General features: G+C 52.4%; 14 protein-coding genes and 1 pseudogene. 3 read left to right on the top strand and 12 right to left on the bottom strand.

From position 1 onward, the window contains the following. Positions 1–179: 179 nt before the first annotated feature. The 11 genes and pseudogenes from RC85_RS27375 to RC85_RS01525 form a co-directional block, all read right to left on the bottom strand. Entirely contained in the window at positions 180–1,022 is an 843-nt protein-coding gene (locus RC85_RS27375; protein ID WP_162273157.1) for a beta/alpha barrel domain-containing protein, read from the bottom strand. A 474-nt stretch (positions 1,023–1,496) separates the two neighbouring features. Beyond that, positions 1,497–2,381 carry an SDR family NAD(P)-dependent oxidoreductase gene (locus tag RC85_RS01575; RefSeq protein ID WP_068258113.1) on the bottom strand — a complete coding sequence of 295 codons (885 nt, stop codon included), beginning with the start codon at positions 2,379–2,381 and terminating at the stop codon, positions 1,497–1,499. Between the two features lie 552 nt (positions 2,382–2,933). Next, positions 2,934–4,520 carry a sulfite reductase subunit alpha gene (locus RC85_RS01565; RefSeq protein ID WP_068258111.1) on the bottom strand — a complete coding sequence of 529 codons (1,587 nt, stop codon included), beginning with the start codon at positions 4,518–4,520 and terminating at the stop codon, positions 2,934–2,936. Positions 4,521–4,577: 57 nt separating this feature from the next. Then, positions 4,578–6,407, bottom strand: a complete 1,830-nt coding sequence (locus RC85_RS01560; protein ID WP_068258110.1) for a NirA family protein — start codon at positions 6,405–6,407, stop codon at positions 4,578–4,580. Between the two features lie 10 nt (positions 6,408–6,417). Next, positions 6,418–8,577, bottom strand: coding sequence for a molybdopterin oxidoreductase family protein (locus RC85_RS01555; protein WP_235033501.1), 2,160 nt, complete (start codon positions 8,575–8,577; stop codon positions 6,418–6,420). A 101-nt stretch (positions 8,578–8,678) separates the two neighbouring features. Beyond that, the gene (locus RC85_RS01550) at positions 8,679–10,373 is read right to left on the bottom strand and encodes a DmsC/YnfH family molybdoenzyme membrane anchor subunit (RefSeq protein WP_068258109.1); all 1,695 of its coding nucleotides are present in this window, start codon (positions 10,371–10,373) and stop codon (positions 8,679–8,681) included. A 49-nt stretch (positions 10,374–10,422) separates the two neighbouring features. Then, complete coding sequence (locus RC85_RS01545; RefSeq protein WP_068258108.1) at positions 10,423–11,313, bottom strand: GAF domain-containing protein; 891 nt, start codon at positions 11,311–11,313, stop codon at positions 10,423–10,425. 6 nt (positions 11,314–11,319) lie between these two features. After that, positions 11,320–12,159 carry an ABC transporter ATP-binding protein gene (locus RC85_RS01540; protein WP_068258107.1) on the bottom strand — a complete coding sequence of 280 codons (840 nt, stop codon included), beginning with the start codon at positions 12,157–12,159 and terminating at the stop codon, positions 11,320–11,322. An 82-nt stretch (positions 12,160–12,241) separates the two neighbouring features. Then, positions 12,242–13,185 (bottom strand): annotated as a pseudogene (locus RC85_RS28955) (ABC transporter ATP-binding protein). A 109-nt stretch (positions 13,186–13,294) separates the two neighbouring features. Next, a complete protein-coding gene (locus RC85_RS01530; RefSeq protein WP_068258106.1) occupies positions 13,295–14,401 on the bottom strand; it encodes an ABC transporter permease in 1,107 nt (368 codons plus the stop codon). A gap of 222 nt (positions 14,402–14,623) precedes the next feature. Beyond that, entirely contained in the window at positions 14,624–16,156 is a 1,533-nt protein-coding gene (locus RC85_RS01525) for a CmpA/NrtA family ABC transporter substrate-binding protein (protein WP_084422259.1), read from the bottom strand. 737 nt (positions 16,157–16,893) lie between these two features. Between RC85_RS01525 and RC85_RS01520 the strand changes: the two genes are divergently transcribed. Beyond that, positions 16,894–18,579 (top strand): alginate export family protein, encoded by a 1,686-nt coding sequence (locus RC85_RS01520; protein ID WP_084422258.1) that lies wholly within the window; start codon positions 16,894–16,896, stop codon positions 18,577–18,579. A 301-nt stretch (positions 18,580–18,880) separates the two neighbouring features. On the opposite strand, the gene RC85_RS01515 is transcribed toward RC85_RS01520, so the two are convergent. Beyond that, the gene (locus RC85_RS01515; protein WP_084422257.1) at positions 18,881–19,273 is read right to left on the bottom strand and encodes a four helix bundle protein; all 393 of its coding nucleotides are present in this window, start codon (positions 19,271–19,273) and stop codon (positions 18,881–18,883) included. A gap of 186 nt (positions 19,274–19,459) precedes the next feature. Between RC85_RS01515 and cas1f the strand changes: the two genes are divergently transcribed. Together cas1f and cas3f are read left to right on the top strand one after the other, a co-directional pair. Continuing rightward, positions 19,460–20,431 carry a type I-F CRISPR-associated endonuclease Cas1f gene (gene cas1f / locus RC85_RS01510; protein ID WP_068258105.1) on the top strand — a complete coding sequence of 324 codons (972 nt, stop codon included), beginning with the start codon at positions 19,460–19,462 and terminating at the stop codon, positions 20,429–20,431. Continuing rightward, positions 20,428–23,799 carry a type I-F CRISPR-associated helicase Cas3f gene (gene cas3f, locus RC85_RS01505; RefSeq protein ID WP_068258104.1) on the top strand — a complete coding sequence of 1,124 codons (3,372 nt, stop codon included), beginning with the start codon at positions 20,428–20,430 and terminating at the stop codon, positions 23,797–23,799. Before cas1f ends, cas3f begins: the two co-directional genes overlap by 4 nt. The last annotated feature ends 212 nt before the right edge of the window (positions 23,800–24,011 follow it).

Here is a 24,011-nt window from a genome sequence, read left to right as displayed (position 1 = left end):
TCCGAACGCGCGGGGCGATGCCCAACGCGGCTAAACGAACTAACACGTTTTTTACGGGATCAAAACTCTTCACGGCGTTGGGCGATGCCCACGCGGCTAAACGATTTCCGGGACCACAACTCTTCAGGGCATTGCGTATGCCTCGGAGAGATCGCACACGTTTGTTGTGGAACCAGATTCTAAACGATGGCTACTCGGCCATCAGGCAATCGAGTTGTTCCAACGAGGATGCCCGAACAACCACAGTCATGTATCAGGCTGGATTCTTGCTTGGACCGGATGCCACTGCACATCCATTTCCAATCGTTGTATCGCTCGCTCCACCTTTGGAAAATCTGCTGCATTTCAGCATCACCTTGGATACTGGTACAGGGATTCCAGAGCAAGAAGCCTGAACGGATTCCTGCTTGATGCGCTAGGTTCAGCCATTCATCACACCAAGGACGACAGGAATGTTTGGTATGGTTGTCGTTGTCAGCGGCGTCGAATTCTGAACTGATCTTGGAATTGGCTAGGTCAATAAGATTCATGCCCATGGTGAAGCGTGATGGGTCAACGAAATCACCAATAGCTGAAAACACCGATCGTTGATGCAGTGAAGGATCTTCTAAAACAAGACTCAACGACGGATGGATTTTCTCTGAGTAGAGAATCCGTTGTACGAGATCGTTTGGAGATGATAGTCGGCGTGGTTGGAGCTCTGTGGCCTTCACCCGGCAGTCAAGCCAAAGGCATTCGTTTGGTTCTAGTTGATTGCAAAGTTTATCGATCAACTTGTTCTGACGAGGTTGCCTTAATCGTGCATCCAAATCCGTCACATAGAATCGCGTGATGCCTCGGTCACGATACCACTTGAACAGCGTTAATGGATTGCCGGGATCTTCGTTGCTCAACCTCACCAAGTCGTTTCGAGTTCCCTTTCCATCGCTGACGTGTACTGAAAGCCCGCCCAATAGATCAAGTCTTCCGATCAAGTGTTCCGAGTTGAACGAACTTGAATCGCATGGGCTGAACTTCTTCAAATTGACCAACCTTATTGAAATTAAGAGGAGTAGGGTCAGTAATGCACATCGCTAGCATTAGGTCATTCACGTCAGCGCGAGGTCCGAAACGCGTTCATTCGGATCCAGTTCGATTGATCCGAGAGTAGATGCCAAGACCTCGTGCAAATGCTAAACGCGTCTTGCCGTTAACGATCCCGCACCCAAGAAATAATTTTCCTTCGATTAATCTCAACGAGCGATCTTTCGATCCCCAAAACCCAGGAGAAACCAGAATCAAACTTCTGGGATGCGGCTCAGAAGATCGGATCAAATGGCCGTTGTTCAGCAGCCGAGCAAACTGTCCAGAAACAAGTTCCGTCTTTGGCGAAATCTTTTGTAGCTGGGCCCGCCAGGGTTCAGTCGGCTACATCTGCTAGTGGACTGAACCCTGGTGGACTGAACCCTGGCGGGCCCAGCTACGGGAAAACCGGGAAGTTATTTCGGGACAGTTCCTTAACGTTTGCCCCAGTCTCGTACGTTGGGCAGACTTCGGTAAAGCACGCAGTTATACAAACGCCTTGGTAACGTGTTTCGCATCGCTGAAAACAGGAACGCGTCGATGCTTCCGTAAACTCTCAAGGGCGGATCGTTTTGGCGGATCACTCGAACGATCTTTTTCGCGACTGAATCGGGTGTCGCGACGGCTCGTTTCATGGCCTTGGCGATGAAGCGTTCCATGTGATGGTAATGTTCGTGATAGGGATCGTCAGAATCGGCGGAAGACTTGGCGCTTAGGATCGTGTAGGGCACCTTCTCGAAAGCGTCGGATCGCATGAATCCAGGTTGGATCAAAGTGACTGCGACGTTCCAAGGCTTCAGCTCGTAGTAGAGTGATTCACTGGCTCCTTCCAATGCAAACTTGGATGCGGAGTAGACGGACATCGTCGGCATCGCCATCATCCCGCCCACCGAAGAGACATTGATGATCTTGCCGCGACGCTTCGCTCGCATTCCCGGCAAGACGCGACGTGCCAACTCGATCGGCGATCGAAAGTTGATGTTCATCTGGTGCAAACGTTCGGGTTCGGTCACGTGTTCCACGCAAGACCGATAAGCGACGCCGGCGTTGTTGACCAGAATATCCACGCCACCAAGTTCTGATTCGATTTCATCGACGATCGCATGACGCTGATCTGGGTTGGTGATATCGAGCGAACGAATCCAGGTGTTGTCGCTATCGTGAATCCCTTGGTCTCGAAATCGATCTATCGACGCTTCTCGAGCGGTGAGAACAAGATGCAGCGGGCGCTTCTGTTGTTCCAGGATTAGCCGACGTGCCAGCGCAAGACCTAAGCCGACCGAGGCGCCCGTCACCAACACGACTTGACGCTGATTCATAAACTAGCTCAAGAATACTCAAGCGGTTTTCGATTCCCGTTTTCGTGACGCGATCGATGTTTGGGTGACCGTGCATTGGCGGTCTCGGCACGATCATGCCGAAATTCAATATCGCGACAACTAATTCCACCCTGAAGACCAAGGATATATTCGTTTGTTTTTTCGCAATGCTCAAGCGTAAACCGCATACCTCCGCACGGTAGGTTTTTGGTTTGTGCTGCTGTTAAGAACAGTTTCCAGATGCCTTCGGGTGCGAAAGCACATTCATCACTATTCGTCGTTTCAAAAGCGATATGATTGTCGATCAATTGACTGTAGATTCGAAACCGGGGTCGATGGCCGACCCAGTTCACTGGTGTGTTGCTTTGGTTATCTATAATTCTGAACGTCTGTTCGCACTGGAGGCCTCGTTCAATTCTTAGCCAAGACGGTGGGCAGCCAGGACTTTCGACCAACGCTCGTGATTGAATTGTCATCTTGGACGTCGTTTTAAAATGGTTGGAAGATTAAGCATTGAATTAACGCCAAATGGTCGAGCGTACGTGGGTCGCCTTAGTAAACATCACGCACATAACGTTGATCGGCGGCGAGTTGTTTAACGAAAGCCTTAGCCTGTTCGCTCGTCATGCCTCCTTCGGTTTCCACGATGTCGGTCAGGGCACGGTCAACGTCGGCGGCCATTCGTGATGCATCACCGCAGACGTAAAAGTGGGCACCTTCTTGCAGGTACTTCCAAAGCTCCGCTGCATTCTCTCGCATGCGATCTTGGACGTAGACCTTTTGGTCACCATCGCGGCTAAATGCGGTATCCATTCGAGTCAGCAGTCCGTCGCTGACGTAACCACGCAGTTCGTCTTCATACAGAAAATCAAACGCTTCATGCTGGTCACCGAAGAACAACCAATTCTTACCAGGTGATTTCTTCGCTGATCGTTCCTGCAAGAATGCCATAAACGGCGCGATGCCGGTTCCCGGCCCAACCATGATCATCGGCTTGGTTTCGTCGGCGGGTACGGTAAACCCGCCATGATTGGGTTGCGTGAAGACTCGGATCTTTGCATTGGAATCCAAGCGGTCGGCCAACATGGTGCTGGCAACGCCTTTTCGAGTTCTTCCTTCGCGTTCAAAGACGACTTTCCCGACCGTCAAATGAACTTGTTCACCGACATGCTTCATGCTGGATGCGATCGAGTACAAACGCGGGTTTAGCGGTTCCAGTGTTTCCAAGAATTCGGTGCAGGTCAGCGATTTGCATTCGGCAACTTCTAGTACGTCCAACACATCAAAACCATCAGGCGTTCCTTCATCGAGCATCGTGCTTAGCATTGCTGACGCGGAATCATCTTCGACACGTGCGACCGCCAGTTCGATCAATTCGTCCGACGGATCTTTCAGGCAATAGTCTTCGCACAACGCATCGCGGAGTGTCTTTTGTTGTCCGGCGGGTGTTGTGACGGGTACGTTCGCATCGGCCCCGATTTGGTCGATGATTTGCGAGACAAGCTCGCCGCAGTTGGTCGGATAGATTCCAAGGGCGTCACCGACTTCGTACTTGATTCCTGAACCGGCCAAGTCGATTGCCACGTGGCGAGTGTCTTTGGCCGATCCTTCTTTGTTGAGCGGTCGTGATTCGATCAGCGGGGCAGGGTAGGGCGTTGATCGAGAGTATCCGGTTGCGACGGAACCATTGGTTGCAGACCCATTCGCTACTGCCTTCCCGTTGGTTGCTGGTTCGCCTTCCTCCTTCAACAGACGCTTAATCATCTGTTTGGTTTCTTTGCCACCGGGGCTGCACAGCGTCAAGTTACTTTCATCGCCCGACGCGATTGCTTCGGCGTAGGTTTGGCAAAGATAGCCGCACGAACCGCAGTCCAATTGAGCCATGGCCGCCATCAGTTTGCGCTCGGTGGGTTTGCCTTCCGCCAATTCCATGCGATCGACAATCGGCAGCGCCGAATCGTGCCAAGGGAAGTCTTCCTCTTCCTCAACTTCGACCGTTTCGGATGCAAATCCAGCCGCGGCCAAGGCGGCACCTGTTCCAGTGCTGGACTGGATGCCCGTCATGCCCGCAAAGAAGCCATTGAGCCAAGCGCGTTGCTCTTCATTAAACGGTGCTGATTCAGGTAGAAAGCTGCTCATAATTTTGGTCTGTTTAAAACGTGTTGAGGATTCAGGGCTTGACGCATTCGATGGCAATTAGGACACCGACATGACTGCCAGTGTTTTCAATTCCTCGTCGGAGCATCTTTTGGTGAATTCGATAAAGGTTTCATTATCGTTTCGTTGTTCCAAGTAGGAACCAACGATTGCCGCGACGGTCGTTGGTGCATTCACCGCCGTGACAAATTCGCAGGCCAGTCTTCCGATGCCTTGATTGCCACCCCATCCACCGCCAAGATGAATGTGGTAGCCGTCAACCATGTCGTCATCTTGTTCCACTTTGCAGCCGATCAATCCAATGTCGCCGATGTAGTGCTGAGCGCAACTGTGATGGCATCCGGTAACATGAATGTTGATCGGGCTATCGAGCGTGAACTGAGATTCCAGGTGCTTCGCAATTCGCATCGCGTCCGCCTTGGTGTCGCTGGCGGCGAATTTGCATCCCGCGCTGCCGGTACACGCGACCAATCCAGCACGGAAAGAACTGGCGTCGCATCCCAAGCCCATCGCTTCGATTCGCCTGCGAACCTCGTCAACATCTTCGTCGCGGATGTTGGGAATGATTAGGTTTTGCCAGACGGTGAAGCGGATTTCGCCGTTGCCAAGTTCATCGGCAATGTCCGAAAGTTGCCGAGCCTGATCGCTGGTGATGCGACCGACCGGCAAGACGACACCACAATACTGTTTACCTGCTTGTGCTTGGGTGTGGAAACCGACGTGAGCTAGCCGGTCTTCGTTATCGACTGAAACAATGCGATCTTCGCTGACTCGGCGAAGCGGTTTGCCAATTTCCTCTTCGACGGCGGCAATGAATTTGTCGAATCCCCAATCGTCCAGCACGTACTTCAGACGAGCTTTTTTGCGATCGGTTCGGTCACCCGATTTGACGAACACGCGAACGATCCCGCCTGCGACTTCGTAACAATCTTTGCCGTCAAGCAAGACGCCGGTGGGGCGAGCGAAATCCTTGTGGCCGGTGATCCCGCCAAGGGTCAATTGGAAGTACACGCCCGCCGGTAAATCATCGCTGGCGTGTTTGGGTGGCACCGTTACGGCGCGGAACCCGATGTCATTGGTGTCATCAAGCGAGGCGATGGATCCACCGCCATCAAAGGCGATGTTGAACTTCCTTGGCAAGCCATACATTTCACGATGATTCAAAATGTAGTGGTGCATTCGCTTTGCCATGGGAATCGTTTCAACCAATTCGGTTGTGTCGATTCCTGACAAGGCGCTGGCGGTGCAGTTGCGAATGTTGTCACCACCGCTGCCCAGGCTGACGACGTCCAGCTCGCGAATGCCGTAGAGGATATTCGCTGCTTGGTCAGCCGGGATTTCGCGGTACTGCAAGTTGGCTCGCGTGGTGACATCGATATATCCACCCGCAGAGACATCGGAAAGATCAGCCAAACCACGGAATTGCCAACCGTACAGAAGCCCGCCCGGGATCCGCATTCGGCACATGAACGAATCCTGCGCCGGTGCGACGTAGAACAGTCCGTGGAACTTGGTCAGGAAGACATCGGTTCCTTTGGGGAATTCACCCGCATCGGATCTGGCGGCGATTTCGTCCCACATATCCAACGGGTTTTTTTCTCGTTTGGCTTTCTCTTCGTTGCAAAGTTTTCCACCAGCCGATTCGGTGTCCGCCTGCGCCTGCAACGCAATGTTTTCAGGTCGAGTTGGAAACGCGGTTCCGTCAATCGTCGCTGGTCCATCGCCGATTTTTAGCGAGGTTCCATTTCCTGAATTGCCGCCCGAACCACTGATGATGGGCAGGTTGCTGACCGCGCGAGCGACATCGGTTCCGAACGCAAAGCCTGACAGATACTGTTTTTGTTCCTCGGTGAATGATTTTTCAGACATGGTGTTTTCCTTAGACCGCCTCGATTCGCACGGCAGAGTTTTTGTAGCTGGGTTGGCGGCTGTGCGGATCAAAGTGCGACAGCGTCAGTTGATTGGTCGCCTCATAGTGCATCGGCATGAACGCTTGTTTTGGCTTCACCGTTGGCACGACCATCGCGTTGGCAATCAGACTTCCGCGACGAGAGGTGACGCGAACTTGTTCACCGTTTTGGACGCCGATGCTGCGTGCGTCGTCAGGATGAATTTCAATGTAGGGTTCGTTGGGATACAGTTTGCGGAGGACCGGCGACTTTGAAGTTCGCGTTTGCGTATGCCATTGGCTAACAGCCCCGCGTCCGGTCAACAACATCGTCGGGTAGTCATCGCAAGTTGGTTCGGGCATCGGCGTGATGTCATCGATGATCAGTTTGGCTTTGCCGTCGTCGTGATGGAAAACACTGTCGCTGAACAGACGTCGTTGCTGATAGGGCTTGGCCCATTGCTTGGCGTCGGCCGACGTCCAGGGCCACTGGATTCCACCGCAATCGTCTAAATGCTCGTACCCATCAATGCCCGTGATGTCGGAAGGCTTGTCCTCGCTCAAACGTTGCATGATCCGAAATGCCGCTTCGGGATCAGTCCACTGCGAAAACATTTCTGCCACGCCCCAGTAATGTGCGACGGCGCGAAAGATGTTGAAATCTGATAGAGCTTCGCCGGGTGCCTTGGCAACTTTCTTTAGCAGGCTGTAGCGACGTTCGCTGTTGATGAACGTGCCTTCTTTTTCACCCCACGCGGCGGCCGGTAAAACCAAATCGGCATGGCGGGCTGTTTCGGTGCTGCTGTACATATCTTGCACGACCAAGAAATCAAGCTTGTCCAAAATCTCGCGTGCGTTGCTTTGATGAATCCAAGAATGAGCCGGGTTGGTGGCGATGACCCACAATCCCTTGATCTCGTCATTCTGAATCCCTTCCATGATCCGATCGTAGGACCAACCTGTTTCGGTCGGGATACTTTCAATATCGATGTCCAATTCGCATGCAACCTTTGCACGATCATCGGCATCTTCAAACCGGTGGTGTCCGATCAGGTTGGTGGTGTTGCTCCACAACCGCGAACCCATCGCGTTGCATTGACCGGTGATGCTGTTGGCACCGGTCCCCGGGCGTCCGATGTTGCCGGTGATCAACGCAATGTTGATAATTGCCTGGGCCGTGCGGGTTCCTTCATAGCTCTGATTGACGCCCATCGTCCACCAAAGCGATACGGCGTTTCCGGTTCCGATCGCTTCGGCTGCCTTGATGATCTGTTCTTCACTCACGCCCGAAATTTTGGCAACGCTTTCGGTATCGAACTTGGCGACATGTTCGCAAAGCTGTTCAAATCCGGTGGTACTGGCTTGCACAAACGAATCATCCACATAGCCGCGTCGGATGATCTCGCCGGTGATGGCATACAGCAAAGCCAGATCGCTCTTGGGACTTAGTTGTAAGTGCTGTGACGCGGCCATCGCTGTTTCGGTGCGACGAGGGTCTAGCACGATGATTTCAGGATTGTTTTTGTTTCGCAGCACTCGTTCCCACAGGATCGGATGTCCGATGCAGGGATTCGCGCCGACAAACACCATGCAGTCGCTCTGTTCAAAGTCGTCGTAGGTATAAGGAGGCGCATCAAAGCCGAATGATTCTTTGTAGGCTGTTACCGCAGTCGCCATGCACTGGCGAGTGTTTCCGTCACCGTGCACCATGCCCATCCCGAACTTCGCAAGCGCACCCAAGAACGCCATTTCTTCCGATGGAATTTGACCGGTGCTCAAGAAAGCCACTGATTGCTTGCCGTGTTCGGCTTGGATTGATTTGAATCGGTCCGTGAACAATCGCAGTGCATCGTCCCAGGTCGCCTTTGAAAATCCACCGTTGGGATTCTTGATCAGCGGATGCGTCGCGCGATCATCCGAATCGAGCACCCGCAACGCTTCCCAGCCCTTGGGACAGGCCATGCCAAGATTGACTGGATAATTTGTTTCAGGTGTCAGGCCAATCGCTTCGTCTTCGCGAAGATGAATCCGCAGACCACAACCGGTGCTGCAATAACCACAAACCGCAGTGGTGGTTGCATCAGGCGTCAATCCAGAATGAGTCATTCCCAGACCGTGCGATCCCGGTTGCAGAAGTAGTTCGCGGGTCATCTTTCCCGTGCGAGCTTGGATCAACTGCGGCAAGACTTTTCGATCCTCGATAGCTGCTGATTGCGTCAGAGAACCAGGCTTGGCTGATGTGGTTTCAATACTCATTTGAAAGTCCCCGGCATTCGGTCATAGACGACGCTGCTGAAGTACAGCCATCGTTCAGCAAGTTCGCTGGCCAGGAATACTGCGGCAGCAAAGATCGCGGCGACACCGGAGAGCGACGGTGACGCGGGCGCGATCGTTGCTGCCAACAGCAAGACGAAAATCCCAACTGCTCCGCTGATCGTGCGGATTTTTGCGAGTTCGGAAAGTTGGCTCTTCACTAGTCGATGACTACGCCGATCAAAGTCATCGGTGGACGATGAAACGCCAGAACCCAAATGGATTCGGTATTCCCACACCAGCTTGGCCACGGCAAAGGCCACCGAAATCAAACCCATGATCGCCGCTGATTTTCCATACCCAACGACTGCTGCAATTCCTGCAACGCCTGCGAGTCCAACGATGACACTGGTGCCTAGAAAGCGGACGAATGTGCGGCTGTGTCGCCACAGTTTCCGCCGAGTAACGATATAGATCATCGCACTGCTATACAGGCCAGCGATTCCGATCGGGATCGACAAGCCGAGTGCCGCTTTCGCCGCCCAGTCGGGCGTCCACGCTTGAATGATGTCCGGGACATATTCGGAAAACGTCGGCATCCACAACAGTACAACTGCCGCGGTCAGAACGCCCATGTATTTGCCCAGAATGATTGCTTCGCGACTGAGCCAACTGGTTTTGAGGCCAAGGAAAACACGCCAAGCACGCAGCGGTTGTCCCAAGTGAAGCGGCGCGATGTTTAATCCAATGCCGCCGACTAACAACGCGGCAGTGGCACTGATACGAGTGGCCATGATTGATGTTTCAACGCCAGCTAAAACTAACGCCGCCGACCAAAATCGTTCTGCGATAATGATTCCCACCGACGCCTGTGTTGCAACCAGCATCACGGCCAACGGCCAGTGGCTTTCAGCGACGTGATCGACTTTGGCGTCTTGCGGAACCGCCGATGCGATCTTTTCGCTTACACTGGAAACGTACTGAGTCGTCGGTTTGCTGATCGAAGAGAGCGGAGCGCCCGATGCAATTCGTTCGTCACTGGCGAATGTCATCCCTTGATCAACGATTGTGATCGCGATCGCTTCGTTGGGACACGCTTGCACGCACGCGGGAGCTTCACCCGCCGATAATCTCTGGTGACACATATCGCATTTGCGAACGATGCCCAGACGATCGCTGTACTTCGGTACTTCGTAGGGGCACATCATCGTGCAGTACTTGCAACCGATGCATTGGTCATCCAAATGGCGGACGATCCCGGTCACAGGATCCTTGTCATACGCTTTGACCGGACACCCATTCAGGCAACCTGGATCTTCGCAGTGGTGGCAGGCGGTGGTGACGTGTTGGATCGTTGGAAGCGAGTCGGTTTCGGCTTCCCCGATCGTAATCGTGCCGACTTTTCGCCATGACTCGTCTTCTTCTAATCCATTAAGTGTGTGACAAGCGACGACGCAGGCTTTGCATCCGCTGCACTTATCCAGATCGACTTGGAAAGCGAATTGTTGGCCAGGAGAGGGCGGTGATGCAGGTAACAGGTCGCGATAGTAGCGAGCTTGCGCCGGTTCGTTTTCGATGTTGCCCGCTTCATGCAGCACGCTGAATCGCTCCACCGCGGACAGCGATTGTTGCTCTCGCAGCAAGTCGCCGACCAAGTCGGGTGAGGGATCAGTGATGGGAAGCGTGGAAGACATGAAGTGATTGGGTTGAGTGAAAAGCTGAATAGGTCGATTTGGATTTTGATCAGAACAAGAAGGTCATCACGCTGGTCAACTTGTTGTCACGGTAGGCCGGTATCGCTAATCCGGCTGTGGGACCGGCACTTCCCATGTCGGATGAAAGGTTCTGCTGATTTCGACCAGCCAACAAAATTGCATCATTTTCGGTCGTCGTTGCGCCAGCGTGGACAGCGGCCAAACCGGGCAGACCGGTATCGGTTTCTAGCTTTGCATCGCGGCTGAGTTGGAAAGCGGGATCCAACCCTTGATAGGCTGCTCCTTCCAAAGTGAATCCATCATCGACCGCATTCCAAACTTCGTAGCCCTTGGCAATCGGCGTCGCTTCCGACGAAATTACGACTGCTACCGATTTCAATTTGTCGCCGCTGATGATCGGTAACCCGACCGCGGTTTGCAGCAGCCCGGCCGACGCGCCGGCTGCTCTCAGGAAACCGACGTGACTTGGCAAGTCATCGTGAATGACTGCTTGCTTGGATTCCCAAACTTGTCCTGGCAAACCATTGCCACGCTCGAATCGCACAAACGAACTCACGTTTGCGAACCGTTCCAAGTGAGCGAAGTAACCGCTTCGCAGTTTGACTTCTTCGTACGGATCAACTGGTTCCCAAATCTCGAACACGCCCGCGCCCACTGTCTTCGGCTTAATCGACATCACAACGATGCTGGCGATTCGTCCGGCTCGGTAAACAGGAATCGCAAGTGCCGATCCGATCTCGCCACTGCCGGTATCGCTAGGCGGCGTTAGCAATTCTGCCGTTCCGGTGGCCAAGGATTTAGCAGCGAGGTTGCTGAGTGAATCATGCTGGTCAACATCGATTCCGGCATCGCCAATGTCGTAAGTTCGCAATTCAGCAAGCAGTGAATCGTCGTTTAAGGTGGATGAGAGAGTTTCCATGATTGGTTAGGACGCTACCGCTTCCTCCTGTTTGGCTTCTTCTCGTTTTTGTGCATCTTCTTTCAGTTTTTTGTGATCTTGGTCCTCCAAAAACTGGATCATCTTGGCTCGTTCTTCGTAGTACTGCGGATGTTCCAGAACGTCTGCACGCAGTCGAGGTCTTTCAAACGGCACATCCAAAACCATGCCGACTTTTGCACTCGGTCCGTTGGTCATGATCACGACACGGTCGCTCATGAAGAGTGCTTCATCGACGTCATGAGTGATCATTAACGTCGTGACTTTGTCTCGCATCAGGATCTCAAGCAAAATTTCTTGCAACTCCATCCGAGTCAGCGAATCGAGCATTCCAAACGGTTCGTCAAGCAACAACATCTTGGGTTTCAATGCGAACGCTCGGGCGATACCGACGCGTTGCTGCATGCCTTGGCTCAAATCCTTCGCTCGCGTGTCCAACTTGGTACCCAAACCAACCAGCGTCAGGTAATAAGCTGCAATGTCACGTCGTTGTGCCTTGGTTCCATGCGGGTAAACCTGATTGACGCCCAGCATCACGTTTTCCATTGCCGTCATCCACGGCATCAAGCAAGGCGACTGGAAAACCACGCCGCGATCGGGGCCGGGGCCATCGATTTCGTGATTGGCGACGACGATGCCACCAGCGGTGATTGGATTCAGGCCGGCGACCATCGAAAGCACGGTAGACTTGCCGCATCCCGAGTGACCGAGCAAACAAACATATTCGCCTTTCTTCATGTTCAGGTTGAAGTCTTCGACAATCACGGCAGGCCCAGCGGGCGTGTCGTAGGTTTTGCCAAGACGGAACATTTCAACGTAACCGGCCATAGAAGAAGGTATTGGGTTTTAGGTGTTAGGGTTTAGGAAGTGGTGTAGGCCGTGTGGAGTGCAGCGACACACGGCAATTTCGCTACGTCGTTGAATTCAAAATCGCTTTTCTTGGCAGCGTCAAGCTTCTCGGCTGCAGGTCGGGTAGTTCGATTTGTGGTGATTGCGAAACCGCTGCTTCGTCATCGCGACTCTTTTGCCGCACCGCGACCAAGTAGTTGGTCACCGCGTTTCGAAGTCCCTTGAACTTGTCGTTGTGATTTAGCTCAGCAGCGATTCGCGGTCGATCAAGTTCGACGGTGAACGCGGGCCCCATCGAAGCCTTCGGTCCAGGGTTCAGCGGGACGATGCGATCGGCCACCAAGATCGCTTCGTCAACGTCGTTGGTGATCATCACGCAGGTCTGACGTTCCTCTTCCCAGATCTTCAAGATTTCATCCTGCAAAACGCTGCGAGTCATCGCATCAAGTGCTGACAGTGGCTCATCAAGCAGTAGGATTTTCGGTTTCATCGCCAACGTTCGAGCCAAGGAAACACGTTGCCGCATGCCGCCGGATAATTCGTGTGGACGACGATGGGCCGCGTGTGCGAGTCCAACCATTTCGATGAACTTTTCCACGTGGTCGCGTCGTTCTCCTTTGCCCCAAGTCTTAAAAACGCTGTTGACCGACAATGCGATATTGCCGCGAACGGTCAACCAAGGCAAAAGCGAGTAGTTCTGGAACACCAGGCCACGCTGAGGTCGGGGCCGATGATCGGTTGTCCGTTCATCAACAGGTCACCCGAGTCTGGTTTTTCCAAACCCGCCAACAACTTCATAAACGTCGATTTGCCGCTGCCAGAAAACCCGACCACGGCCAAGAACTCGCCCTCACGAACGTTCAAGTTGATATTCGTTAGCACTTCGTTACGAGTCACACCGCTACCGAAACCTTTGCAAACGCCCTGCATTGAAAGCACAGTATTTGGGCGAGCAACAGGAACCGGTGTTTCGATCTTTGGATCAGCTAGGACAGCGACACTCATAAAAAAACTCTAGCCAAACAGTGAACGATAAAAAGAAAAATGCCTTCCGTGGCCAAGCTCTTGCGAACTGATGCATCCAAGCGGTAAACGCCTCAAACTGATCCCCGCCCTACGCCGGTGCTGGGTTACCAAAGCTGACCAAATTGCGAAAGAAAATCATGATTCGATCGAGCACGAGACCGATCAAGCCGATGATGATCACGCTGAAAGCAATGCGTGCGAAGGAAATCTCGTTGTTGTTTTGGTATTCATCCCAGACAAACTTTCCTAAGCCTGGGTTTTGAGCCAGCATGTCTGCGGCGATCAAAACCATCCAACCGACGCCAAGGCTGATTCGCATTCCTGCAAACATCAACGGCAAGCTGGCCGGCAAGATGATCTTGCAAAGTTGTTGCATCGACGAAAGCTTCAGCACCTTCGCGACGTTCAAATAGTCTTTATCAACGCTAGCGACACCCAAGGTTGTATTGACCAAGGTTGGCCAAAGCGAACAGAGGCAGACTGTCAGCGCCGATGTCAAGAATGCGATCGGAAACCAGGGTTCGCCTTCGCTAGAAAACGAAAGGATCACCAACATCGCCAGCGGCAGCCACGCCAGCGGGCTGACGGGTTTGAAAATCTGGATCAGCGGCGTGATCGCTGCGTTGAACCATGGGCTCATACCACACAGGATGCCAACAGGGACAGCGATCACTGTGGCGATGATGAAACCAAACATCACCGTTTGTAGGCTGTTGAAAATTTGATCGACAAATGTTGGTGGGCTCGACGGTCGATAGTTAGCCGCCGACACGGCGCGTTTGCGGAGCTTCGTCGCATTGGCTAGCAGGATTTGCTTTTGCGAATCGCTTGCTTTTGCAGCCTGTTGCTCAGCCCGATTCGCATCGCGGACCAGCAGGATCGCTTCGGTTCGCTTTTCCTTGACTTTCAACGCGTCGGCTCGCTTCTGTTCAAAGTGTTCAGCGAACAGTTGCTTGCCTTCCCTGAATGTCTGCGACGGCCCGGGCAATGCGACACTGTTGGCGACCACGTACCGAGACGAGAACGACCAGAACGCAAGGAAAAGAGCGATGGCTGCCGCCGGTACAAGGATGTATTTCGCGATTCCCTTCAACTGTTCCTTAGGGTCTTCACCAGCCATCAAGCGAATGAAGGGTTCCAAGATTGGTAAGCCAGTTACCGTGCTGAAATGCAATGCGATGCGACGCCACTTCATAGTTCAATTCGTCCAAATTTGAGTTGTTTCAATTCATTCTTCGAGCGATCCACGACCGGATCGGGCATTGGATACCGGATCACAATACCCGACCCTTTACGGTCGCTTCGCAGTCACGTTTGACTGAGGCGGTCAGCCAAACGTAAAAGTCAAATTCCGTCATTCCATGCCCGGCAATCCATCGGATCGAAAGGCACCTTGTTGGTTCGTTGCTTTGTTAAATCATTGCTTGGCGAGTGACTCTGCATCCTTGTTGCCGATGTCGAAGCTGTTGATGTAACCGATGGGGTCTTTCGCGTCGTAGGTGTTGCCATCGATGAACGCTGACGAAGCTTCGCGGTAGCCGTCGTAGCTTGGCGACGGAATTTCATTCGGATCAAGCTTGCCTTCGGAGATCAGCATGTCGGCAGCTTGGCGATAGATTTCCGGCTTATAAATTTGCTTCGCCTTTTCGGCGTACCAGCTCGCCGGTTTGCTTTCGCTGATTTGTCCCCAACGTCGCATCTGGGTGAGAAACCAAACACAGTCGCTGTAGTGTGGATAGCTGGCGTAACCGTCAAAGAAAACGTTGAACTCGGGCATCTTGCGAACGTCTGTTTTCTGAAAAACAAAGGTGCCCGTCATGCTGTTGGCGATAACGTCTTCGTCCGCACCAACGTATGCAGAACTACTTAGGATTTTTGCTGCCTCGCGGCGGTTAAGGAATTCACCTTTCTCATCCTTCGCATCGAGCCATTGCCCGGCTCGTATCAGCGCCTTGACCACGGCTAAGTGGGTGTCAGGATTGGCTTCGGCCCAGTCTTCAGAAACCCCGAAAACCTTTTCGGGATTGTTGTTCCAGATGTCGTAGTTGGTCGTTACCGGAACGCCAATTCCAGTGGCGACGGCGACTTGGTTCCAAGGTTCCCCAACGCAGTAACCATAGATCGTTCCGCCTTCTAGCGTTTTTGGCATTTGTGGCGGTGGCGTGACACTGAGTTCGACATCCGCATCAATCACGCCCTTGGCATCTTCTTCACCGTCGTACATCCCAGGGTGAATTCCTGATGACGCCAACCAATATCGGATTTCGTAGTTGTGTGTGCTGACCGGAAACACCATGCCCATCGGGAACGGCTTACCAGTGGATTGCTTGTAGTCGCTGACAACGGGCTTCAAGCTGGTTGCCGGAATTGGATGCTTGGGCGTGGGGGATTTAAGGCTCTCGTCGTTCTCCTGCATCTTTGCCCACACATCGTTGCTGACCGTGATTCCATTTCCGTTGTAATCAAGACTGTATGCAGTCACGATCGGCGCACTTGCGCCGACGCCGATCGAAGCACCGATCGGCTGCCCCGCCAACATATGAGCTCCATCCAACTCTCCGCTGATCACCCTCGCTAAAAGGTCTCGCCAGTTCGATTGCGATTGCACCTCGACGTTTAGCCCCTCGTCCTCGAAGTATCCTTTCTCCTTTGCGATCGCTAGCGGTGCGCAGTCGGTTAGCTTGATAAAACCAAACTTCAAGTCTGGTTTTTCAATCTCCAGCATTGCCACTGCCACCGATTCACCTGCGGCAAGATCGTCACTGGAAGACTCCACATCATCCTCGGCCTCCAATTGCAATGCTGCGTTTTCTAGGTCTTCCAAAGTGATCTCATTGCTGCTGCATCCGACTTCCAAAGAGATGACCAGAAGAATCAAAATTGCGGGACTGAATCGCAGAAAGTGAAGTGCCGGAAAGCGCAGTGCCAGAAAACGAGAGGCCATTGGCATGGTGCGTTACCAAGAAAAGAGAAATGCGGCGTTAAGTACCGCGGGATGAGAAGCTGAATCTCCGACGGGTTGCTTGCGGGAAAGCCTGTTCGCTTGTTTCCGATGCACACTTCACGTCGTCGAATCGTCAAAGCACTCAATGTGCCAAACCCGTTGCATGAATCGGTGTTGAGAAATAGCGGCCCCAATGCGTACGGACACGCCCCCTGATGGAGCCGATTGTGACTTTATTGCGGAAGGAAGCGTCGCTTTTTGCTACCCAACGTCTTCATGCTTCGGAACCAATCTGCGGAAATCAGTAGCAGATGCCTGTTTTTGAGGCGGGCGACGGCTCGTTCAAACGCTTTCCGCAGATTCGCGACTGGCTTTTAGAGTCACAGTCGAAATGGTGGGTGCTGCGATGCGTGAAATTGAGCTCGTGGGCTTCTTGCCGTTTAGGAAGCATTCATCGCAATGGTGTACGGAAGATCCAGGCAGTGGAATGTTAGCTTTTACCGGTCATTCCGTTTTACTGGCCGCTTCGAGGATTCTGTAGTCAGAAGAGCAATGCACCGATAACCCCCTTTGGATGTCACCCGCTTTACCGGAATTGGGGGAGGTTCCAATGTTTGAAGAGATTGGTGCGGACGAAAGCTGAAGAGAAGGGCTGAAGAGCTTCGGCAGAAATCGATCAGAACCGCATCGCGTTTCATTTTAATCAAACTTTCGCCACTCCGATGAGGAAGGATCCTCTAAGTATGACCATCACCAAACACTCGCGGCGAAGAGTCCTTGCTCTGACGCTATTGACCGGTTTTTTTACCGGCGGAAACGCTTTTGCTGATACTCCTTTGGCTGACATCCAAGTCGTCGATCTACGGCCGGATGAAACGATTCAGCAAGCCAGCAACTACGCTCCCCTTCAAGACAGCTACCTAACGCCGGCTGAGAATGTGGTTGCAGCCGAAACCGTAACCGTAGAAGCCCCGGCTGCGATGCCGGAACCTGTCGTAGCATACGCGCCCGCTGAAATGCCCGCCGCGATGCAGCCTGAAATGCAGGCCGCAGTGCCATGTAGTCGCTGTAACAGCACCGATTCCAACAAAGAGAAAAAGGAAGCTGCAACCGCAAAGATGAAGGGCGCTTACAAGGGGCTCTTCTTTCTGAACGACTTCAGTTACTTGAATGACAACTTCTACGACGGGCCAGCCCAGCCCGGCGAATCATTCAAGGGATTGTACGGAGGAAAATTGGACATTGGTGGTGAAGCTCGGGTTCGCTATCACAGCGAGAACAACATGCGTGGGCTCGGCCTGACTGGAATCGATGACGAATTCTTTCTGACTCGATACCGCCTGTTCAGCAATCTTCGCATCAACGATTACTTCCGCGTTTACGGCGAATACTTGTACGCTGATTCCAGCTCTGGATCGAATGACGCGTTTCTGTTCCGTCCTATCGAAGTCAACCGTGGTGAAATCCAGAACTTGTTTCTGGAAACTCAATTGACCGAAAATCTTGCGGTTCGTGTCGGTCGCCAAGAACTGCTGTTCGGTGCACAACGATTGGTTTCGCCATTGGACTGGGCGAATACGCGTCGCACATTCCAAGGTGTCACCGGAACCTACCAGGGTGACCAATGGGCAGTCGATGGATTCTTTACCAATCCTGTGACACGATCCAATGCAACCCGCAGTAAAGTTGATGATGCCAACGAAGACATTGACTTCTTTGGCGTCTACGGAACCAACTCTCAAACAAGTCTCGGAAGTCTTGAGGCGTACTACATTGGTTTTGTCAACGACGTCGCCGACTTCGACTTCCACACCGTCGGTGCCAGGATTTCGGGTAAGTCGGACGGTGGAGTTCTTTACGACATTGAATCTGCATCCCAGTTTGGAACCAACAGCGATGGGACCGATCATGGTGCCGGGTTCATTGCAGCAGGTGTTGGTCGTCAACTGAATTTGGGCGATTGGAAGCCGACCGTTTGGGGTTGGTACGACTACGCTTCAGGAGCGGAAAATCCTCCGTTCGCTGCTGGCGATGATGGATTCAATCACTTGTTCCCATTGGCACACAAGTACAACGGATTGATGGACTTGTTTGGTCGTCGCAACTTGCACGACATCAATGTCCAATTCATCACTCCGTTCATCAGCCCCAAGGTCAAGCTGATCGTTTGGGCTCACCACTTCATGCTGGACGAAGCCACAACGCCGTACGGTGTCACCATGAATCCCTTCAACGCCGCCAATGCCGCAGGCGACCGGGAACTTGGTCAAGAAGTTGACGTTCTGTTCAACATCAATCTTGATGCACGCAACAGCATGCTGGTCGGTTACTCGCACTTCAACGCAGGCGAATACTACGAAACGACCGCCGGTGTCCCAACCGACGCCGACGCCGACTTCTTCTACATGCAGTACCAAACGCGATTTTAATCCAACCGTTTGTCAAGTCTGTTGAAACTCGAACGCCGCGATCAGTAATGGTCGCGGCGTTTTGCAATGGTCCATCGGTCTTTTCGGATAAGAGTCAAACCCAAAAACTTAAACTAAAACTTAAACTTAAACTTAAACTTAAACGTCTCATTCTGATCAACAATCAAGCTGGGGCAGCGGTTTAAGTTTAAGTTTGAGTTTAAGTTTGAGTTTAAGTTTGAGTTTGAGTTTAAGTTTGAGTTTAAGTTTGAGTTTAAGTTTGAGTTTAAGTTTGAGTTTAAGTTTGAGTTTAAGTTTGAGTTTAGGTTTTGTAGTCGTTGGGTTCTTCTCGGGTTCGTTGTCCGGCGACGCTTTTCGCGAGTGAGGTTAGCATTGCGACAATCTGGATGAGAAAGGATTTTCCGGGTTGTATTTCTTGACTTGAAAGCAGATTCATCGCCACCATGACATCTAAACACGCACCGCATTCTAGTGCAGATCCACGGGCAATGTCATAGAAACGGCCTTGGTCGTTTCCGCTCTGCTTGCCCGATCCTTCTGCTATGTTCAGAGGGATGGAAATAAACGCCCGTTTGAATTGGCTTTGAATCTCACCGACAATGCGGTCGTTCGATTCGCATAACGCCGCCGACCAAGCGACAAACTCAATCGAACGCTGGTAAACAGTCAGAGATTCGTGTGTGAGTTTTTTCATGTCATCAAACCCAAATTAAACTTAAACTTAAACTCGAACTTAAACTTAAACGTTTCTTAATTCGATCAACAATCAAGCCGAATCAGCGGTTTAAGTTTAAGTTCGAGTTTAAGTTCGAGTTTAAGTTTAAGTTGATTTTTCCATTGCTAGAAAGCTGATCTCCACATCTTGTCGATATAACGATTCATGCAATCAAGAAAACCGAGAGAGATACTACACTCGAAGCGTGGGAACTTGCAGTATCTCGAACATTGCCGTGTCCTGGTTAAGGAAGGGCGCGTCTTGTTCCTGAGGGCTGAGAAAGGGCAGAAAGAGAACGCCTATTGGAATATTCCCGTTGCTAACACCACCGCCGTGTTGCTGGGGACTGGGACATCGATCACGCAGGCAGCGGTGCGCATGATGGCCGAGGCTGGTGTCATGATCGGGTTCTGCGGTGGTGGAGGAACTCCGTTGATTTCATCCACCGAAGTCGAGTGGTTCTCGCCTCAATCCGAGTACCGACCAACCGAGTATGTTCAGGCATGGCTGAAGTTCTGGTTCGACGATCGTAAGCGTTTGCAGATTGCACGGTTCTTTCAATCAAAACGCATCGAGTTTTTAAAGGCCATTTGGGGCAAAGATTCGCGATTCAAAGAGTATGGGTTCGATGTCGAGGACATGAGGCTCGACCGCGCTTTCGCGGCCCACCAGCAGCACGCCAAGAACGCCGAGAATGTTACTCAGTTGTTGACAGCGGAAGGTCGATTGGCGAAGGAATTGTATAAGCACGCTGCCAACGCGACGGGCCAGCAAGGATTTGTTCGAGATCCCGATAAGACGGATCTTGCCAACCAGTTTCTTAGCCATGGGAACTACTTGGCCTATGGATCAGCGGCCACATGTTTGTGGTGCCTTGGTATCCCGCATGGTTTTGCTGTGATGCACGGCAAGACCCGCCGAGGCGCATTGGTGTTTGACGTCGCAGACTTGGTCAAGGATGCAATAATTCTGCCGCTGGCGTTCATCGCTTCCGCCGAAGGTTTGTTGGAACGTGAGTTTCGTGAAGAATGCTTAGAAGCGATGACGCGGCACCAATCGCTCGATTTCATGTTCGATGTCGTCAAGGCGGCTGCGCAGCGTGGTGATGCGATGCCGGGTGGCGAGGCGATGCCGTGATTGTGACGTTCGTTTCGGAATGCCAAAAGAAATCGTTGAAATTGACTCGGCAAGTGTTGGACGCTTACGCGCATCGAATTGGTCAGCGAACATGGCAAGCCGTAATGACCGAACAAGGTCTGCAGGCGGTTCGATCGCGGTTGTCCAAGACTGCCCGTAAAACGACGGCAGTCGCCTGTCACCGCATTCGCGGCACGCGGCGAACCGAACTGCTTTGGATCGTCGGTAATCGGGACCGGTTTGACACTCAGGGGAATGTGCCAGTCAATCGAACTGGGCGAGATCTATTGCGAGAACATGACGAGGACGATTGGCAGTACCTTTCGATGCTAAAGTCAATCGTTGCGATCGCTGGACTATTTCATGATTTTGGCAAAGCATGGGATCCTTTCCAAGCAATGCTAAAGAATCCACCTAAGCCCGGATCCGACAAGCGAGATCCGGTTCGTCACGAGTGGGTTTCGATGTTGTTGTTCTTGGCTTTCGTGGAAGGAAAAGATGACGCCCAATGGTTGATGGATTTGGCTCGATTGCGGGAAACGTCCGCAAAAGATCGAAAGAAGCAATCTCGCGTGATCCAGGACACGGCTAAGAACATTGCGCAGTCAAATACCTACCCATTTGACCTTGCACACTCAACGCTGACCAATTGGATTGCTTGGTTGATTCTCTCGCACCATCGTTTGCCACGATTAAATTTGGATGGGTTCGGCGAGTCGTGTGTCCGCGACGAGAGCAATCTGTTGGAGCAAATTGATGTGACGACTGGTTTCGAGAAAACACCAGAGTTCCCGTTGGACATTGCGAAGCACTGGAAGTTCAAGCACGAACTCCCTTGGATTTCTTCGGCCTGGTGTAAAGAGGCGTCGCGATGGGGGAGAAAACTGGGCGATGAGATACAGCATTTTGGGCGGACGAGGATCGACTCATTGGCTGAGTGTCAGCGATTGTTGTTAACGCTTTCACGAATGACGTTGATGCTCGGGGATCATCAGTATTCTTCTAAGCCCGAAAGCAAATCTTGGCCTGGTGATTGGCCACCCTTCGCAAACACGTACAGCCGAGATGCGAATGAATCACGTACTGGTCGTGTCATTTCAAAAAAGGGGGCGATGCGACAGCGGCTTGATGAGCACTTGGTTTATGTCACCGAAGCAGCAGTCAATGCCAGCCATTTACTGCCGAAGTTTGAAACGGAATTGCCAACCGCGCAAAATATTCGGCCGCTCCGCAAGCCATCTCCGGCTCCCTATCAATGGCAAAACAAAGCGGTCGATTCGCTACGTCGGTGGCAGCAAGATTACTCCATTGACGAAATGGGATTCTTTGCCGTCAACATGGCCAGCACCGGCAAAGGCAAGACGTTCGCCAATGCCAAGATCATGGACGCGATTAGTCCCCAGGGGCTGCGGTACTCTTTAGCCTTGGGGCTGCGGACGCTGACGCTACAGACTGGCGACGAGTATCGAGAGAAGTTGAGACTCGATCAAAACGAGCTCGCCATTTTGGTCGGATCAGCCGCCGTTCGTGCGTTGCATGCTCAGAGAGGTGAAGCCAATGTGGAGAACAACGGCAATGATGTCGCCAACGAAACTACCGGTTCCGAATCACACATCGACTTGAGTGCGGGATTCGAATTCGCCTACGACGATCTTATCCCCGACGATGCCATCAGCACAAAGCTGCCCGATGCCAAGAGTCGTCAATTGCTGAAAAGCCCGGTGCTGGTTTGCACGATCGACCACTTGATGCCAGCGGTGGAAAATACGCGGGGCGGCAGGCAGATTTTACCGATGCTGCGATTGTTGGCAGCGGACTTGGTGATCGACGAAGTGGACGATTTTGACCACTCCGACATGCCGGCGATCGCACGGTTGGTTCATTTGGCTGGGATGCTTGGCCGAAAAGTCATGATCTCCTCAGCCACGATTCCTCCCGCGATCTCGGAGGGATTATTTCACGCTTACGCGTCGGGCTGGGCACTGTTCGCCAAGTTTCGCAATCGGCAGGCAACGGTTGCTGGTTTCTGGGTAGACGAATATGTCGCGAAAACGGCACGTGTCGCCAATGACGATGAGTTCGCGGAACAGCATCGTGAGTTTGTTCAAAAGCGAGTGAAGAATCTGAATAAGGAAACCAAAATCGCTTGTCGAGCGGAGGTGCGACAGATCGCTGACCCGGTGCCGACCGAAGACCACACACTGCAACAGAACTGGTTTCGTCAAATGACTGCTGCAGCGATCGACTTGCATCGGCGGCATGCGTTGATCGACGGACAGACCGGCAAGCACGTTTCGGTCGGCGTGCTTCGATTGGCCAATGTGGAGCCGTGCATTGACTTAGCCAAACACCTGTTGACGTGCGAGCTACCCGATGACATTGAATTGCGGGCGATGACGTATCATGCCCGACAAGTATTGTTGTTGAGGTCGGAGCAGGAAAAACACCTTGATGCTGTCCTAAATCGAAAACAGGGTCGTTCACCGTTTGATCACCCGGTGATTCGATCGCATATCGACCGCAGCGATAAGCCGCATGTGATATTCGCGGTGGTCGCAAGTCCAGTCGCCGAAGTTGGTCGTGATCACGATTACGATTGGGCTGTGATTGAGCCATCATCGATGCGTTCGATCATCCAAATGGCTGGGCGTGTGAGACGACATAGGCTAACCAATGCAGAGAATCCGTCACCCAACATCATATTGCCGCAATTGAACTTTAAAGCGTTCACGACGACTGCTGAAATTGTTTTCCACCGACCTGGTTTTGAGGGTGGGCAATCCAATCGAGGCGGCGGATATCAATTGCTTACCAAACGCGTTGATGACCTTGTTGACACGACGAAGTTGGCAGAAAGGCTCGACGCGTCTAGCCGAATCGAATGCCCTGATGAATTGTTGCCGGAATCAAATTTGGTTCATTTGGAACATCGAGTCTTGCGGAACATTCTTACGCAGCCCGACTATCGGCCCGCATTTGTGCAAGGCTGGACACAGTGCGCGTACTACTTGACTGATCTTGCGCAGCCGGCATCTCGGTTTCGTCAATCAGAACAAGATTCCGCGTACAAATTGCACCTTGGCGAGACCGAGGATTTGGTTTTTCGGCATGTCGATCCTGACACTGGCAAATCAGACGGTCCGCTGGGAAAAACGGTCAGCAATCTAAGAATCGATGAACTGCCAGATTCTTGCCGTGACCGTTTGTGGCTGTCGCTCGACTACGCGCAGTTGATCGAGATCCAGCAGGAGAAATTGGACAAGGGCAGGCGGCAAACCTGCGAGTTTCTCGGAGAAATTCGTCTTCGAGACGACGAAGGAAATCGCGGATTCGTTTGGACGGGTGTGTCGGGGGCGAGAAGAGAGTAGCCGTTTCAGGTCGCAGGCTCGCAAATGAGAGCACGCAAGGGACCAATAAGCATCGCATAAAAACAAGTGCGACATTTTGGTAGTGGACGAGGTTACGTCAATTGTTGTTCACGCGATGCTACGAGGCTGGTTATTAGTGTGCGATTAGGGAAGATGAGTGTTCCAGATTCGGTAGTCATTGAACTGCGATGCTCGACCGCTTAGAAATGTTT

The organism is Rubripirellula obstinata (genome assembly GCF_001642955.1).
In the GTDB taxonomy this organism is placed as follows: Bacteria; Planctomycetota; Planctomycetia; order Pirellulales; family Pirellulaceae; genus Rubripirellula; species Rubripirellula obstinata.
This window is presented reverse-complemented; position numbering and strand designations above follow the sequence as displayed.